12 protein-coding genes and 1 tRNA gene are annotated in these 16,827 nt (G+C 43.4%); 4 read left to right on the top strand and 9 right to left on the bottom strand.

Annotation, left to right across the window (positions count from 1 at the left end; translation table 11 throughout):
• Window positions 1–23 precede the first annotated feature (23 nt).
• A complete protein-coding gene (leuA, locus tag HOP38_RS05345; RefSeq protein ID WP_198557590.1) occupies window positions 24–1,715 on the bottom strand; it encodes a 2-isopropylmalate synthase in 1,692 nt (563 codons plus the stop codon).
• A 1,506-nt stretch (window positions 1,716–3,221) separates the two neighbouring features.
• Between leuA and HOP38_RS05340 the strand changes: the two genes are divergently transcribed.
• From HOP38_RS05340 to HOP38_RS26175, 3 genes are all read left to right on the top strand, one after another.
• Window positions 3,222–4,472 (top strand): tyrosine-type recombinase/integrase, encoded by a 1,251-nt coding sequence (locus tag HOP38_RS05340; RefSeq protein ID WP_198557589.1) that lies wholly within the window; start codon window positions 3,222–3,224, stop codon window positions 4,470–4,472.
• A gap of 145 nt (window positions 4,473–4,617) precedes the next feature.
• Window positions 4,618–5,523, top strand: a complete 906-nt coding sequence (locus tag HOP38_RS05335; RefSeq protein ID WP_198557588.1) for a hypothetical protein — start codon at window positions 4,618–4,620, stop codon at window positions 5,521–5,523.
• 205 nt (window positions 5,524–5,728) lie between these two features.
• Window positions 5,729–6,322, top strand: coding sequence for a helix-turn-helix transcriptional regulator (locus HOP38_RS26175; RefSeq protein ID WP_340138496.1), 594 nt, complete (start codon window positions 5,729–5,731; stop codon window positions 6,320–6,322).
• 56 nt (window positions 6,323–6,378) lie between these two features.
• Here the strand turns inward: HOP38_RS26175 and HOP38_RS05325 are convergent, their stop codons facing one another.
• The 4 genes from HOP38_RS05325 to HOP38_RS05310 form a co-directional block, all read right to left on the bottom strand.
• A complete protein-coding gene (locus HOP38_RS05325; RefSeq protein WP_198557587.1) occupies window positions 6,379–7,602 on the bottom strand; it encodes a tyrosine-type recombinase/integrase in 1,224 nt (407 codons plus the stop codon).
• A gap of 313 nt (window positions 7,603–7,915) precedes the next feature.
• Window positions 7,916–8,003: transfer RNA gene (locus HOP38_RS05320), tRNA-Ser, on the bottom strand.
• A gap of 141 nt (window positions 8,004–8,144) precedes the next feature.
• Window positions 8,145–8,594 (bottom strand): L-alanine exporter AlaE, encoded by a 450-nt coding sequence (locus HOP38_RS05315; RefSeq protein ID WP_038223284.1) that lies wholly within the window; start codon window positions 8,592–8,594, stop codon window positions 8,145–8,147.
• 415 nt (window positions 8,595–9,009) lie between these two features.
• Entirely contained in the window at window positions 9,010–11,214 is a 2,205-nt protein-coding gene (locus tag HOP38_RS05310) for a hybrid sensor histidine kinase/response regulator (RefSeq protein WP_062463640.1), read from the bottom strand.
• A 111-nt stretch (window positions 11,215–11,325) separates the two neighbouring features.
• Between HOP38_RS05310 and HOP38_RS05305 the strand changes: the two genes are divergently transcribed.
• Window positions 11,326–11,895: a UPF0149 family protein gene (locus HOP38_RS05305; protein ID WP_198557586.1), complete on the top strand. Its 570-nt coding sequence runs from the start codon at window positions 11,326–11,328 to the stop codon at window positions 11,893–11,895.
• Window positions 11,896–11,934: 39 nt separating this feature from the next.
• Here the strand turns inward: HOP38_RS05305 and HOP38_RS05300 are convergent, their stop codons facing one another.
• The 4 genes from HOP38_RS05300 to nadA form a co-directional block, all read right to left on the bottom strand.
• Entirely contained in the window at window positions 11,935–12,879 is a 945-nt protein-coding gene (locus HOP38_RS05300) for a hypothetical protein (protein WP_242456505.1), read from the bottom strand.
• Between the two features lie 10 nt (window positions 12,880–12,889).
• The gene (locus tag HOP38_RS05295) at window positions 12,890–14,191 is read right to left on the bottom strand and encodes a BamA/TamA family outer membrane protein (protein WP_161493951.1); all 1,302 of its coding nucleotides are present in this window, start codon (window positions 14,189–14,191) and stop codon (window positions 12,890–12,892) included.
• A 161-nt stretch (window positions 14,192–14,352) separates the two neighbouring features.
• Window positions 14,353–15,384, bottom strand: a complete 1,032-nt coding sequence (locus tag HOP38_RS05290) for a potassium channel family protein (protein WP_198557585.1) — start codon at window positions 15,382–15,384, stop codon at window positions 14,353–14,355.
• Between the two features lie 116 nt (window positions 15,385–15,500).
• Entirely contained in the window at window positions 15,501–16,562 is a 1,062-nt protein-coding gene (gene nadA, locus HOP38_RS05285; protein ID WP_006075300.1) for a quinolinate synthase NadA, read from the bottom strand.
• Window positions 16,563–16,827: the final 265 nt, after the last annotated feature.

Genomic DNA, 16,827 nt, shown 5'->3' with positions numbered 1-16,827 from the left:
GTGTATAAAAAGGAAGGCTTTACTTAGTCCAGCCGATTAAAGGATTCATACTGATCCAAAAATGAAGAAACCGCATTTAGAGTCGCCTGCAGAAGAGCTTTTAATGAATCACTATTAATTGAGACGCCAAAGTAACTCAGCTGTAAATTGGATTGGATCTCAACGTAAGTGACAGCTCTACTTTCAGTACTAAGCCCCAATGTATGCTCAGAATAATCTTTGATATTTATATCGATATCGAAGGCTTGTTTTATGCCATTGACCAAAGCACTCATGATTCCAGAACCAAGCCCTTCAACATCAATTCTGCGCCCCTTGTGATTTAAAGTTGAACTGATGCATAGCTCACCCGATTCAGACTTGCTTTTATAATCTATCAGTTGAATATCTGGTTTATCTAAAACGCCATATGACTCTCGGAATAGCTGCCAAATTTCATTCAGGTTCATTTCGCAACCCGAGTGGTTAGTAAATGATTTAACCTTTTCGCTGAAGTCGATTTGTAGTGGCCTAGGAAGCTTCAATCCATGGTTCTGCTCTATGAGCCAAGCTGCACCACTTTTTCCTGATTGGTTATTTACCCGAATTACCTCTTCATAAGCACAACCAATATCAATGGGATCAATTGGTAGATATGGGACTTCCCAAATGACTTGCCCCGTTTCAAACCGCTTTGCAAACCCTTTTTTAATGGCATCCTGATGTGAACCTGAAAATGCCGTAAAGACCAACTCACCCGCATATGGGTGCCTAGGATGTACCGGAATTCGATTACAGTATTCAGCTACTTCTACGGTTTTCTTGATATTTTCAAACTTAATGTTTGGGTTAACACCTTGGCTATATAGGTTCATGGCCAGTGTTACTAAATCAACATTCCCTGTTCTTTCACCATTGCCGAACAAACAGCCTTCAATTCTCTGAGCGCCACCAAGAACACCAAGTTCAGCTGTAGCAACACCAGTACCGCGGTCGTTGTGTGGGTGGATACTGATAGTTACATTATTGAGATCGCTAAAGTTTCTAATGAATAGTTCGATCTGGTCAGCAAACACGTTCGGAGTGTTGACTTCAACCGTAGTCGGCAGGTTTAGTATTAATTGTCTGGATTCATTAGGGCACCATAAGTCTTTTACTGCTTCACAGATCTCTAAGGCAAATTCAAGCTCTGTAAAGCAAAAGGTTTCCGGAGAGTATTCCAAACACCATGTAGTTTCCGGTTGTTCCTCACATAGCTGCTTAATCAATTCAACAGCGTCTAAAGCAAGCTGAATGGTTTTTTCTTTTGAATTTTGAAAAACCACATCCCTAAATACGGGAGCGGTGGCATTGTAGACATGAACAATTGCCTGTTTTACTCCCCTCAAAGAATCCATCGTCATTCGAATCAGATCCGGACGTGCCTGAGTAATGACTTGAACCCAAACATCATCAGGTATGTGGTCCTTTTCTATTAGCTTACGGACGAATTGAAACTCAGCATCTGACGCAGAAGGAAACGCGACCTCGATTTCTTTGAAACCACATTGCACAAGATGGTCGAAATACATGAGTTTTCTATCGTGATCCATAGGGTTAGCTAGGGCCTGATTTCCATCCCGTAGGTCGGTTGAGCACCAACGAGGTGCTGATTCAAGTCGCTTGCTAGGCCATACTCGTTGCGGATTAGATACAATAGATGCTGGCGTATATTTTTGAGATGGTTCAGAAATCATGTTTGCTACCTCGCTTAGTTCATTTCATTTTAAAGTTAAGAACTGAATTTGCTTTCGCGTGAGGGACATGAACTTTGTCTTAATAGACAAAACTTATTTTATAAAACTTGAATTACCCTAGAAGTATCGACATCGATTTTTAGTTTGGTGTCTTACTAGCAGTAGATATCCGCTACAGATATATGAATTGATAGAGCTAGAAATCCCCCTTATGAGCAAGTGGAGTTCTCGTATTAATTATGAGAGAACTCATACATCAACACTTATCGTAGAGCAGTGGCTGAAAGATTTATAAAAGCGTGAGATCAAAATAAATCAGTTGGATAAAGAGTTGTAGTTTTTAAAAGATAGCCGCAGTTATATTAAAACAGTTGTAGACCTTTGTGTGTAAAGTAAATACCCCCTTAGTTGAGTACAACATAGTAAAATTCAACAGTGTCTGATTTTCACACCACATAATTATATTAGACTTGCATGATACTAGAGATGTTTACTCGCGTCAGATACCTCATAGACATAAAGTCTAGTTGAACCTATTCAATATCTGTTAACGACGCATCTTCATTAGAGAAACGAACAAAGACTCTTTACCTTTGCCACCGCCAGAAGATGCCTTCCATTCAACGTTGTCCGTTCGACACGCCCTCGGAAGGTAGGTTCCGTTTATTCAATCAGTACCTGAAATAGTGCTCTCATTGAGTTTGTGCCGCTATTGGCATACATCAATATATACTGCAACCATAAGGGAAAGTTGTGCAATTATCTGGCTATATTATTCTCGGTTTTGTTACGCTAACTCGGGATAGGGCAATTTTGAGTTACGAAGCGTCGACTTCCAAGGTTTCTCGTCAGCATTTCTGGTAATGGCTTGCGGTTGCTACGTTTCAATGCGGTAGTGATCTTACTAACAGCAGCACCAATGCAATATCTACCAATGAACTAGAATGCGAAACAGCTTGCTGCTCAACTCCATCTTTATACAAATTAATATCCAGAGACTGTCTGGATTCATTTTGCTTTGCTTACGATAGGTCAAGCATGCTGGCACGCCACGAGCATCACTCACACTATGTTATAGGTGGTCAGCATGCTTGTTTATTAAGTGTGGTTTATGACGAGGATGAAGAACAATTTTGAGATCGTCTCCAGGTTAAAATCGATAGACCTGCAAGAGCATAGGCTTTGGTTTATGGCAGGTTGTATTCGTTAATGTACTAAGTGCTCAACAAAATGACCATGCGAGTTTGAAAAGTCGCTTATGTATCGAACTCCTTATGATCTGGGAAAAGTAACACGGCTAGAATAGAGGTACATTTCTCCTCCAACGGGAAATAAGCAACTCAACCTCTCCATTTATAGAAGTGCACTAACCCCTACAAACTTGGAACCTAAATAGCATTTCACACTCAGATTTCAATCTACCTTCTACATAGACGTCATTGGTAGCTTTATCTCAAATAAACAAACATTTAGCCTCTCTTACCAATGCAGTACATAGGAGGCTAAATGAAGCAAAGGCTAACTGTCACAAAAGTAAACAATTTAAAGTGTCCAGACGGCGTGAAAATGATTCGAATATGCGATGGTGATGGGTTGTATCTTGTCATAGAAGGACACTCTAAGCGGTGGGAGTCACGTATCAAGACGCTTGCGGGAAAAGATACATACTTAGGGTTGGGCTCGACCAAGTTCTTATCTCTCAAGGATGCTCGACAAATAAATTTAGAAGTAAAAACAGCAAGAGAGCGAGGAATTGAACCTAAGTTTTATTTGAGGCGCCTTAGAGGGAAAGATACACCTAAATTTCAAGATATCGCAGAAAAATGGCTTGAAGTTCAAGAGAAACGATTAAAGGCGTCTACTTACTTAGACATGATGAAGCGCTACAGATGTCATATTGTCGGTTCATCATTAGGCTGTACTCCAATTACCTTAATAACGAGCGAACATATTTACGAATTTTTAGATACTTTCAATCAAAAAGGACAAATACCCACATTAAATAAATTCCACTCAATGATCACAGGCATTTTGGGTTACTCCGTAACGTTTGAATATAGTAAAGCAATAGATATTAGTAATATGAAACAGTTGTTTAGTCGGCACCGTTCTAAACCTCATGCAAGCATAAAGGTTAATCAGCTCGACAACCTAATCAGTTTAGTTGCCTCTTCAAACTTATCTCTAATCGTTAAGCTGATGTTTGAGTTACAAGTTTTATTGGGCACACGTTGTTGTGAAACCCTGAAGATGAAATGGTCTGACATTTGTCAAACAGATTGGATATGGACGCTTCCATCGCAAATATGCAAAAACGGTTTAGAACACAAAATCCCACTTTCACCCCAAGCGATCTGCGCATTAAAACTAGCGAAGCAACTTTCGGGGGACAGTCAATACGTTTTTCCATCGCCTCACAAAAAGGCTGGGGATAAACCAAGAACGACTTCGACTCTTAACACAGCGTTTGCCAAGCTCGGTCTAAAGAGCCAAATGAGTGGTCATGGAACCCGAGCTGTGTCTGAAACAGCAATGCATGAGCAACTGGGAGCAGCAGAAACTTTGATCATTGAAGCCATCCATTCTCACACTGACAATAACACGATTCGCAAAGTATATAACCGATCGACTTTTTTTAATGATCGTCAACGAATTCTTAACTGGTGGGGTAATCAATACTCGAAATTAGTTCACGATAAAACCTGTAGTTATTACGTTAAACAAGAGCTTGACAAATTACAGCAACCTCAATTCTGAAAAATAAGGTAAGCATCTCTAGGCAAGGCATTTGGCCAATATGGTACTAACTATGCTGAAACAACTTTTATAGCTCTGAGTAAACAGATAGCTGTATTTAGTTGCGAGAATGTTTTCATCGGTGAAATAAATATGGAGAAAAACAATGGAAGTTAAACTACTAACTCTTGAGCAATATATCTCATATTTCTATGGGGAACACAAAGGCGCTCCGGCAGCATTCGCAAAAGCCGCAGGTGTGACAGAGCAACAAGTTACGAAATGGATCAATGCTGATTTTACCGTGTCAGTCTCAGACCGCGACCATCAACTGCAATCGCCACAAAAAGAATTGCCAAAAGTGTTGAAGGCATACAACGCTTTTACAAAGTCACTCGATGCATTAGACGATTATCCCTTCTTTCATCACTTTGATTCGCAGCACGAACCGCAACCTGCATTTATCACACTAGACATAGAATCGGGAGCAGTAAATGCAGGTTACTCTAGTGAAGTTGGCCCCGGCGGCCCAGCTGAAGTTTTTTATAATCTGGTATTGCGTTTTTATCTCAACTCTGCCTTGGTACACAAAAATGACGTTAACGACTTCATCGATCAGAATCTATCGAAGTTTCAGCAGGTTTTGAGTGTATTCAAAGCTCAGTGGGGTGATTCAAATTTAGTTGGACGTTATGTAAGTGGTTTTCAGGATTCTGACATTATTCAGGATCTAGGGCATTACATTGATTCTGAGTTACATGAAGATGATGAACCAAAGCTTACGAGTGTCGGTCATATAGAATTTGACTATGAAATATTGAACGAGCCATTATCAAGAGTTGGTGAACTGGAAGATCGTGTTCAGGAATATTGCGAGGAGTTCAATTTAGCTGGCGTTAGCGTGGATGATGTCATGCACGCTGCAATTGAGTATCTAGCTCAAGAGCTTTATAGCAACCACACACTACCTGTGATCGAGGCAAAAGAACTAAACCGATTCGTTGTTGAAGGCGATTTTGACATCGGAGTTTACAGAGAGGAGTTAGATGATGCATTGAAGCCAAGCAGCTAAGCGTCAAAGATCTCTACTGGCTAGTAACAAGTAACTATAAAAAATGGCGAGTTATCACCATTTTTAGCACCAAATTAGCCAAACGCCTTGTTGTCTGCTTCCTTCTACTTCACAAGCAAATCAACTATACACAGCCAAACACCCCACCAATACCTCACGAAATTCCATATTGTACACCTTATACAACACCACTAAGCAGTTATTGATGCAAAAGTCACTAGGGGAAAATGTAAGTATTTCGCTTGTGGGAAATGTTTCCACAATCCTAAAAAAAACATCATTCTTTAATTGGCATGCAGCTCTAAGGCACTTACTCTCCCATCAAAGCCTTGTAGATACTGAACGCTTAGAAGCACCAGGAAACAAGGACATTAATCAACAAAACTACATTGATGAAAGAGGTAAGATGCTCATCAAAAAAGCAAACGTCGCGAGAAAACTTTCTGTCAGCGCCCATTCACTAGACAATTGGGATGACCTTCCTGAACCAGTTTCGTCCGCAGTATTAGGCAAGTGCCGCTACTATTTGGAGGAGGATATAAATGACTGGCTCTTAGCGAAAATTAATCAGCGCCAAACCACTCAAGGTTACTGCGGCGACATAAAAAAAGACCAGTGCATACGAATGAGCGAACTTCTTGTAATGACGGGATTGTCACGCTCTAAAATCTATGCGCTGATAGCTGACAAGAACTTCCCTCGTCAAGTCGTTATAGGGCGGCGAGTATCCGTTTGGCTAAAAAGTGAAATCGATTACTGGCTCTTAAGCCATGAGTGTTTAGTAACTAACAAGTATTAGACGTAGACCTGTTAGGTTGGTCTGAGAAACAACATACTCCGACCAACCTACACTGCCTATATTTCTATCAGAGAATAGCTCGTTAGGCCTTTCGTCAACGAAACGATGTGTTTACTCCACCACTCCAACGCCACCTTTCGCTTTTGAAAAAATTTGTTCCGGTTGTACGCATCCCGAATACCATCTCGATCAGTATGTGATAGTAGTGCTTCAATCACAATGGAATCAAAATCAGTACGCTCATAGAGCGTCGTACTGCCCAAAGAGCGGGTCCCGTGTGACGTCATTTTGCCGCCCAATCCCATTCGTTTAAAAGCCGCATTGAGCGTTTCTGGATGCACTTGTCGTCTCAGGCTATTTCTAGCCGGAAATACAAACTCACTCCCTCTGCCTAAGTGTTTTGCTGCCGTTAAAATCGACATGACTTCGGGCGTCAGCGGAATTTTATGCATCAATCGATTTTTAGCTCTCTCTGCCGGTAAGTACCAAACTTTTTCTTCAAACGAGATCTCTTCCCAGCGAGCCCCAGTAGACTCCTTTGAACGTGTGAGAGTGTGCAACTGGAACTCAAACAAAAGCTTATTGGCTGGGCGCATTGTAGATTGCACTACCATCATTAGAAGATCCGGTAATTCATTTATATCAACACAAGCGAAATTTCGGCGCTGAGGTTTGGGGAAAACGTCACGCATACTCCCAATTGGATTATGGTCTATGTACTCGTGATTAACCGCGTACTGCATAACCCGACGAAATAGAGCAATTGTTCGTCCAATCGTCTCTAACTTTCCATCACGCTCTAAAGGCTTCATCGCTTCAATAAGCATGGAGGCTTTGACCTCTTGAATTGGTAGACGCCCCAATTTTGGATAGATGTGAAGGCGTAGTTTTTGACGAAATCCAGTCGCTGTTTTGGTCGCGACACGCGATGATGCCGTCTCCAGCCATAACTCTGCGATTTGCTGTACCGTATTGTGTGCCTCGCGCTTTATATCAAGCTTTCGTTTCCGTTGTTCGACCGATGGATCTTTACCTAGTGCTCTGAGTCGCCGGAACTCAGCTGCTCGTCTTCTCGCCTCAGTAAGCGTGATTTGAGGATACCGGCCTAACCCTAGGTTTGACGGCCGTCCATTTGGCTTAACAAAGCGAAACTCCCAAGATTTTGCACCCGACTTTCGAATGACGAGAACCAGCCCTTCTCCATCACTCACCCGGCGAACATTTTGCCCTTTATTTACTGTTAGTTGCTCAACCTGCTTAGCGGTCAATTTTGAACGCATAACACCCTCCATTTTATCCAAAATGTATAGTTTTTTTAGCCCCGTTAGAGCCCTTCGAAGGGGTATACAGTTTTGAGCATTAAACTTCATAAAAACATATAGTTAGTCATAGTCAATGACGATACAAAACGTATACTGTTTGTATTCGTTTCTTGTCTCAAAACTGTATGGCGTGCCGGCAAAATGATTTAACTATACATTTTGCTATACATCAAATGCGTGGATGTTACTGAAGAATCAGGACATCGTTGGATGATAACCAACTGATTTAGATACAAAAAAAGACGTCCAAGGACGTCTTTCTTCTTAAATGTGGCGGTGAGTGAGAGATTCGAACTCTCGATACGTTGCCGTATACACACTTTCCAGGCGTGCTCCTTCAGCCACTCGGACAACTCACCGCATTGTATGTTAGCGCTGTTGGCTAACGAGGCGCTAATTTAATGATTATCCTTGATGGGGTCAAGTGCAAATCGGGAAAAAAGCGCTCTTTTTTAATTGTTTGCTTACTTTGTGATTAATTCGATCAAATGATCGGCAAATCAGACGCTTTGGTAGTAACCCGGTACTCGGAACCAGCGGCGACATAGGTCTAGAAAGTAGCCGTAAAGTACGCCCATTCCGCATGATACTACTGCGTTACTCGATACTGCGGTGATGATTTGGTCAGTCGATGCGCCTACAGTAAATAGAATCGCTGCGTATACTGGCGACTGAAATGCTACATAGGCGATCAGGTCTGAAATGGCCTTCATGGTGCCTGAACCTGATACTTTCGCGCCTTGTCTTAGTGCCCAGTCACGGAAAACGCCATATGGCCATGCAATTGCAATATTAACGGGGATCGACAGTAAACGTGATGCCAGTGACTGTTCGAACGTCATGCCAGATACTAATACTTCGATTAGCATGCCAGAGACGAAACAGAAGACGACCATAGCAAAAGTGTCTGCTGCGGCGTTACGAATACAAAAAGGAGCTTTAGGTTTCAATTCAGGAATCTCACGGAATAATAAACTATCAAAAAATGCTTTTGGCAATTCATATAACTAAATATCTTTTACTATCTAGATTTCGTCGCTATTAGAACACCAATTTGGTAGTTTTACATACCGTATTTAAAGTCACTTGGTAAATTAATCACCAATTTTAAAGTTCAAACTAGATAAACTCGCTATTTGTTGTAATTTGATTACATTTATTGACTATACCACTGATATTCAGTGAGTTAGTGGCACGTTATGTACAATAGTTACAGCTCTAAACAATTAGATGCTCTTGGCTAAGCAGAGTTTACTCAGGCTTACGGGGTGGATGGTGCCGAAATGGGTGTTTTATGAAATCTAATGAGTTGAATAACAAGCTAGGACGATGCAGTGACGCCAATAACAGCGTCACTACGAAGGTTTAACGCAGAGGCTCTACGTTCGAACGGCGTTTGCTTGAGAACTGGAATAGCTTGTTGGCGTATTGATACAGAGCGTCGTCTAATACTCTTTCATCAATGGGCTTACCAACAATAAAGTCGGCGCCAGCGCCTAACATGCGCTCTCGAGTCTCTTTAAAGACATCGGCGGTACAACCAAAGATCAAGGTATCTTTTTCACGGCCGAGCATATTACGGATACCCGCGATAGCCTCTACGCCATCCATAACCGGCATATGGTTATCCATTAAGATAAGATCAAACTGTTGGGTTGAGACGGCTTTTAGTGCCAGTTCGCCGTTTTCTACCGAAGAAGTGATAAAGCCTTTACGCTTCATAAAGGTCTCGATAATGATGGTGTTGGTGCGATTATCCTCGACGATAAGCGCTTTGAGTCCACGATAGTCGAGGTGACGTTCAATATGGACATCTAACGCTTTTGGTTTGCATGGTTCAAGTTGGACGCGAACCGTAAACTCAGATCCCATCCCTTCCTGACTGGTGAGCGTTATGTTGCCTCCCATACAGTGAGTAATCTCTTGCACTATCGCAAGACCAAGCCCAGTACCTCCAAAGCGGCGCGTGGTGCTCGATTCGGCTTGCTCAAATGGCTTAAACACTCTCGCTTGCGCGTCGGGTGAGATTCCTATTCCAGTGTCTTTAACTCGGATAACGAGCGCCGTCACTCCATCATTCACTTCTTCAGACAAGTAGACTTCCACCATTCCTTGCGAGGTAAACTTAACCGCGTTGTTGAGCAAGTTAAATAGGATTTGACGAAGGCGCGCTTTATCGCCGGAATACCAGCGAGTTTCATCAACTTCCGAGAATACGCTAAAACGTAGCCCTTTCTCATTGCATAAGGTGTGATAAACGCTGTGCATACTGCCAATGATGGAGCTCAGCGGGAATGGACGATTTTCAAGCTCAAGGTGACCTTGCTCAATCTTCGAGTAATCCAATATCTCGTTCAACAGAGACATCATATGATCACCCGAATCATAAAGGGTTTTGAGTAGTTTACGCTGCTCTAGATTAAGGTCGGTTTTAAGCAATATTTGAGCGGTGCCCAATACGCCGTTCATCGGCGTTCGGATTTCATGGGAGAGCGTGGCTAGGAACGCCGTTTTTGCTTTAGTGGAAGCCTGCGCTTTGACGCGTTCTTGGTCTAAATAAATGGTTTTTTCATTGAAGGTGTCGATTAGGTAGCGAATCTCGTCCGGGCTTTGATAGTTAATATCGATACTGCCGCCCTCTTTGGACTCATCGACTTTCTTAGCAATATCCGTAATCGGCTTAATGAGATATTGGCTAATAAGGTAATAGCCAAACATCAAACAAAGCAGCATGACCGGCACGATACCCAACTCGACCGCCATTACAATGTCTGACACTTGATCAGATACCAGTCGTCTCGCATTGACGACTTCTAGACTCCAATCAAAATCACCAAATTGACGTTGACTGACGTAAATATCACGCCCTACTCGGAAGTTGTGCTCGGTAATCACATGATTGTTGGTGTCGCGCACGATCACTCCAAGATCGTGCTCTCTTGCTTTACTTTTGACGAATTTCACTAGGTTTTCCAATGAAAGATCGACGGTAGCAACTCCGGCAAATTGACCATTTAAGTAATAAGGCGCTGAAGCCGTGATCATTTGCACGTGGGTATAAGGATCGATGTACACCTCAGACCATGTAATAGTATTCACAGGCTGATTTTTTACTGAGGTGTACCACGGCTCTAAGTGATAGCCGTCGGCTTCGGGGTTGTTCCAAAGATCAATTTTATCTACCGTTCCGTCACTGGTACGGTTATAAAACAGGCTGGTGAGTTTAACGTTGGGGTCTACCGAATACGGTTCAGGCCAAATGCCACCACTCACGGCGATGCCATCATTGAGCTTAAATACCTGACAGAGTGCTTCATCGAGTGCGGTGCGGTTTTCAATGGACTGCGCCATAGCGACGATACTTTTCAATACACCCACAGAGCTGGAAAGTGGCGCAGAGATCTCGGCGGCGAGAAACTCGTTTTTGATATCGAGGTTTTCTTCTAGCTTGGCACGAACTGGAGACTCCACCACCATATAGGTGATGCTTCCGAATACCGCGATAAACAGAGCTAGGTACAGCGCTAGCGCGACGACACTTTTCTTTTTGAGAGACTCGTTGATAACCATAACTAGAGAAGCGATCCTTTTCTTCTTGTTCGACTCAGATAATTTCGTCTATTTTATTCGTCTGTAGCTTGTTACTATTAAGCATCATTTTCGCCTTTACGGTAAAGCATTTTGACATTAAAAGACATACTTTCCCTTCCTGAGTTAGAAGGCAAACTTCTTAACGAAGCGCAAACACAAGGCTTTGTCACCTCGATGGCCGCTGCGCCACATACGTTACCACCTGAAGAGTGGTTGCCGTTTCTGTGGGGTGGTGAGGAAGTAGCACCATTCACATCCGGTGAGCAGTTAGAAACTTACGCACAAGCAATTATTGGTTTATGGAATGATTTTCGCCCTGCTCTATTAGACGGCGAATGGCAGTGGCCGGAAGGTTGTGATCTAGATGAAGAAGAGATCGTGACGTTGGCAACCAAAGACTTCTGTGAAGGTGTCCTTCAAGGTTGGCAATTAGCTAGAGATGACTGGGAAACCATCATGCCAGAGCACAGTGAAGACAACGCTCTGTTAGGCGGCGTGCTGCTGTCATTGAGCATGCTTTACGACCCAGAGACATCTATCGCAACGCTACAAGCACAAAGTATTGAAGGTTTGGAGCAGTTTGCTGAAATCTATAATGCCATGCCAATGATGCTTTGTGGCATTACGCAAAAAGGCGCGGTACTAGCTGAGCAGCAGTAATGCAAAAAGCTCCTCATAATGAGGAGCTTTTTATTATTTTTAGAAACGATAACCCATCGACACAATCAGCTGATTCCAGTTCAGGAAGCTGTATTCCGCCATCAAGTTCCACTCTTTGTCATAGCCAAAGTCGTAGACTGCTGCGAGTGACATGTTGGATGTTTCTTTGCTTTTTAGGTTTACGTCAAAGCGCAGTTCATCAGCAAGGTTCAAACCACCAACTTGCAAGTCGGTTAAGCTACCTGTCACGTTCTGCTCAATGCTCTGATACTGATAACCCAATAACATCGTTAGCTTACCGTAAGGTACGTCATAACGCTGACCAACTCGCACCGCACCGATTTTGGTTAAAATGGTACTGTCTGTCGTGGTGGTCCAAGCATTGGTTACAGCACCCGCTGCCGTGACAATAATTGGGTTGAATCCATCGATCACTTCAAACTGCGTCGCAAGTACCGCACCAATACCTAAGTTGTAGGCTTCATATTCGATGTTGATTGGTATGGTCGCTGGTACAGGAAACGGTTTGCCATTACGTGTTGCATTGGAAAGATCGGCGCTGATCTCCTTATTTCCTTCGGTATAGCCTGCTAAACCATAAACATTTAGGAATGGAAATACCCATGCGTCAAGTCTAAGCTGAACACTCTTATCAGACCCTTTAATCGATACATCATCTGCTGGTACGACATAGTGATTAGGCTTGTTACGACCGCCAAGTAGCCCGCCTGTTGCGTCAATTTTGAAATCATCCGTCGCCACATACTCAACATCTTGAGAGTTCATATAGATGCCAAAACCAACGGGAATCGGTAACTCATAACCTAGGTCACGAGCCTGCTCACCCCAAACCGGTAGACCACTCCAGTGCGCTTGGTTCTTCTCTCTTTCTACTTGTTGTTTCAGTTCATCACTCGCTGCATATACAGTATTTAATACCATATAAAGGGATGTAAGAACGAGTATGGTTAGTAATCTAATCAAAACGGTTTACCTAAAAAGCTTCAGTAAAGTTGAAATAAAATGCCGAGCCATGTTTACCCATCCCTAAATCAAGGCGGATATTCATGCGCGGTTGAAGTTCATAGCGATAGCCAATGCCATAAGACAAAATAGCGTGTCCCGATAAATCTTCGACAGACTCTCCCACCGAGCCCACGCCCGTCCATGCGGTAATGCCATGGTTAGATAGCGCGCCTGAGCTACGACGGAATGTATGTCGGTATTCAGCGGTTACTTCTGCCGTCACCTTGTCACGATATTGGCCTTGATAGTAACCGCGCATCGAGTTTGCGCCGCCTAGTTCAGGCATGTCGTAATATGGCGTATCGCCAAAAGCTTGTTGGAATCGACCAAGCACTGCCAGAACTCGACCTTTCTGGAAACTGTGGAAAGTTCGATATTCCACATCCAGTTTCTGGTACTCAGCTTGACTGCCTAGTGCTTCGCTATACAGCAGCACCTCTGTTCTAAACAAAGAGCCACTCCAAGGGTTAACGGCAACATCACGAGAATCGTATTGAATGCTGCCACCTAGACCCCATGTAAAAGGTTTATCTTTGAACTCGTTAAAGTTCTCATCCAATATCGCCGAATCAGGTTCGGTGGTTGGACTAAAGTAATTCAGCTTAATTGCGGGGCCTGCAAACCAGTTGTCGACAATTCGAAAGATCAAATTGCCTTTATAATTGTTGGTGTTGGCTTTGTATTGAGTGACATCGCCAAAATCAAACTGCTGCGCGGCATCATAGCCGATGCCCCAATAGTGTTTGCCTTGAGTACCTGCGTTCCATGCACCTTGGAATTGAATATCATCGTTATTCCAAAACAGGTCATGTTTAGCTCGTAAACCATAACCTACTTCCGAATCAACATAGTTACCGATGATAAATGCCGAGACACTTGAGCGTTGCAGTTGTTGCTGTTCACGGTCGGTTTTGAATGAATACAAACCACCTACCGCAACAAGTACACCTTGTTCCGGAGTAAATGCAGGTCCACCTAGGAAGCTGAACATGGGTAACCCATTCACTTCACGGTAGTATTTTTTTGCGTACTTTAGATCTGAGATGGTCTCTGAATAGCGGCTATCGGTGTTGTCGTCTTTTAGTTTTGAGATAGCGTCATCGTATTCGTCTACCTTAGCGTCTGCTTTAGTAACGTCGTGTTCGAACACCATGTCTTCTTTCTTGGTTTCAAGTTGAGCATAGCTAGGTATAACGACATCTTCTTTCGCGGCCACAATAGATGGTGCAATAGCAGAAAGGACAAGTAGCGACAGCAAATTTACGCGCATGAATTGTAAGGTTCCCATAATCAATGAATGAACGTTCATTCATTTTTTCAAAAAAGCGCGCGCATAATAAACAGAACACATTTCCGTATCAAGATATTTTTCTTTCTCAAATTATTCACATTCCGAATATCGATGAACAATTTGATGACATAGGCTTGTGGCTAGAGGTTTTTCCAAGAAAAATTGTCAATTCGCTCGTCGGCGATATAGAACAATTTATTGCCAGCGGAAATGGATTGTTCGAGATCTGGGTTAAGAATGATGCCATTTCCTACATCCACTGCGATTAAAGTCGCTTGGTACTCTACTTTCATCCAGTTGAACAAGGCTTCGACCGATGAGTCTGGAGCATCGCTTGGGTAGTGAACCGAGTATTGCGTCATGCCTCGTGTTGAGCTTAATAGCTCTTGATGTAAGGCACTTGAACCAGGATCAACCGCAGCCTTAGCAAGCATTTCCGCTCCTACAGCTGGGATACATTCAGAGTTTGGACAGTGTTGATGTAGAAGGTCGCTCAGCGCTTCGTCTTTGAAATAAACCAGCAGGTGAGCATTAGGGTTGCGGTTTGAGCAATAAAGGGCCGCAGAGAGGGTTATATCATCTTCGGGATTATCAATAAGAATACAACTAGCGGTTTCGATGTTGGTTTTTTCCATTTCTCGTCCGTCGGTGTAGCTGTTCACTTTGACAAAAGAAATCTCACCGGGAAGCGGGTTTTCGATATCCGAACGACTGCACAACACTATAGGTCTGCGACCTGTTTCTTCATGTTGCAACATACGAATAAGATGAATAGTACGCTGACCATTCCAACCCAACATTAGAATATGATTTTCCACAGTTACTTTCCTTTTACCGAGTTGTCCAGAACGCCAAGAATCGAGCCCGAGTGTTGCTAAACGGCCAAGTAACGCCGCAAACAACATCAGTCCCCCAGGGATGACAAATAAGATTGCTACCCAACGACCTGCTTCTGTCGTTGGAGATAAGTCGCCATAACCAACCGTTGAAGCGGTAACGACAATAAAATAGATGAATTGAGAAATAGGCACCGTCAGGTCTGTTTCGCCACTGGCTCTGAGTAATACCCATGATAAGCCAGCATAAAGCAAAATGGCGGCCGCTAAGCTTTTAAACCTGAGTTCGAACAGATGAGAATGAAACCATTTTCTGAGTTGTAACCAAATCGCCACTGACTTCCCTATTCGTAGACGGATTATTTGTTAAGCATATATGAAAATGGCGAACAACATATACGAAAAAACCAGTCCGAAGACTGGTTTTTTGAGAACGGCGTTAACTTTGGTGGTTACGCGTTGCCTTTCACTTTAATTTGCAGTTGCTCAGCAAAGTCCAACATGCGATTTAAAGGAATCAGCGACTTAACGCGTAGCTCGTCATCTACAAAGATTTCGTGCTCTTCACCGCCGTCTTTCAGTGCTTTTTCAATGGCACGTAGACCATTCATCGCCATCCAAGGACAGTGTGCACAGCTGCGGCATGTTGCGCCAGCGCCTGCTGTTGGTGCTTCGATCAGTTCTTTCTCTGGCACCATTTGCTGCATTTTGAAGAAAATGCCTTTGTCGGTCGCAACAATCATCTGCTTGTGCGGTAGCTCTTTGGCTGCTTTGATTAGCTGGCTGGTAGAACCAACAGAATCCGCCAGTTCAACTACGCTAGCCGGAGACTCCGGGTGTACTAGAATTGCTGCATCTGGATAAACTGACTTCATGTCTTTCAATGCTTTGGCAGAGAACTCGTCATGGACGATACACTCACCTTGCCATAAAAGCATGTCTGCACCAGTTTGGTTCGCGATGTACGAACCTAGGTGACGATCTGGCCCCCAAATAATTGGTTTATCTTCAGCGTCTAGGTGCTCAACGATTTCAAGGGCGATACTTGATGTCACAACCCAGTCAGCTCGTGCTTTTACGGCTGCAGAGGTGTTGGCGTAAACCACAACCGTGTGGTCAGGATGCGCATCGCAGAATTCAGTGAACTTGTCCGCAGGACAGCCAAGGTCTAAAGAACATTCCGCTTCTAGAGTTGGCATCAGAATGCGTTTTTCTGGCGTTAGGATCTTTGCTGATTCGCCCATAAAGCGAACGCCAGCAATGATCAGCGTCGACGCATCGTGGCGGTTACCGAACTTCGCCATTTCAAGAGAATCACCCACGAAACCACCCGTCTCTTCTGCAAGAGCTTGGATTTCAGGATCGGTGTAATAGTGTGCAATCAAAACCGCGTCTTTTTGTTTTAATAGCGTTTTGATGTTGGCAATGTATTGCTGTTTCTCGTCATCACTTAGAGGAACAGGCTTAGGGGGAAACGGATATACCGTATCAATAGTGTCTAAGATGTGGCTCATAGCGCATGCTCTATGCTACTTCCAAATAGTCCGAGCATTGTACACGGATATTCCTACAAGGACAAAGGCAGGCCTGAGGTAATCGACCAAAGTTGAATAGAAAGTGGCCGCATCGGGCTAAGAGTGTGATGGGTTATAAAGAAGCGTTGAGGTTGGTAGAGAAAACAATTGCATCCACAACTCGCACAGCAGCTACTTTAAACGTCACCCCTGCGGAGGCAGGGATCTTATTCCAGCGAGTACTGAACGCGCTTTTAGTAGATTC

The organism is Vibrio mediterranei, assembly GCF_013364395.1.
GTDB lineage: Bacteria > Pseudomonadota > Gammaproteobacteria > Enterobacterales > Vibrionaceae > Vibrio > Vibrio mediterranei.
This window is presented reverse-complemented; position numbering and strand designations above follow the sequence as displayed.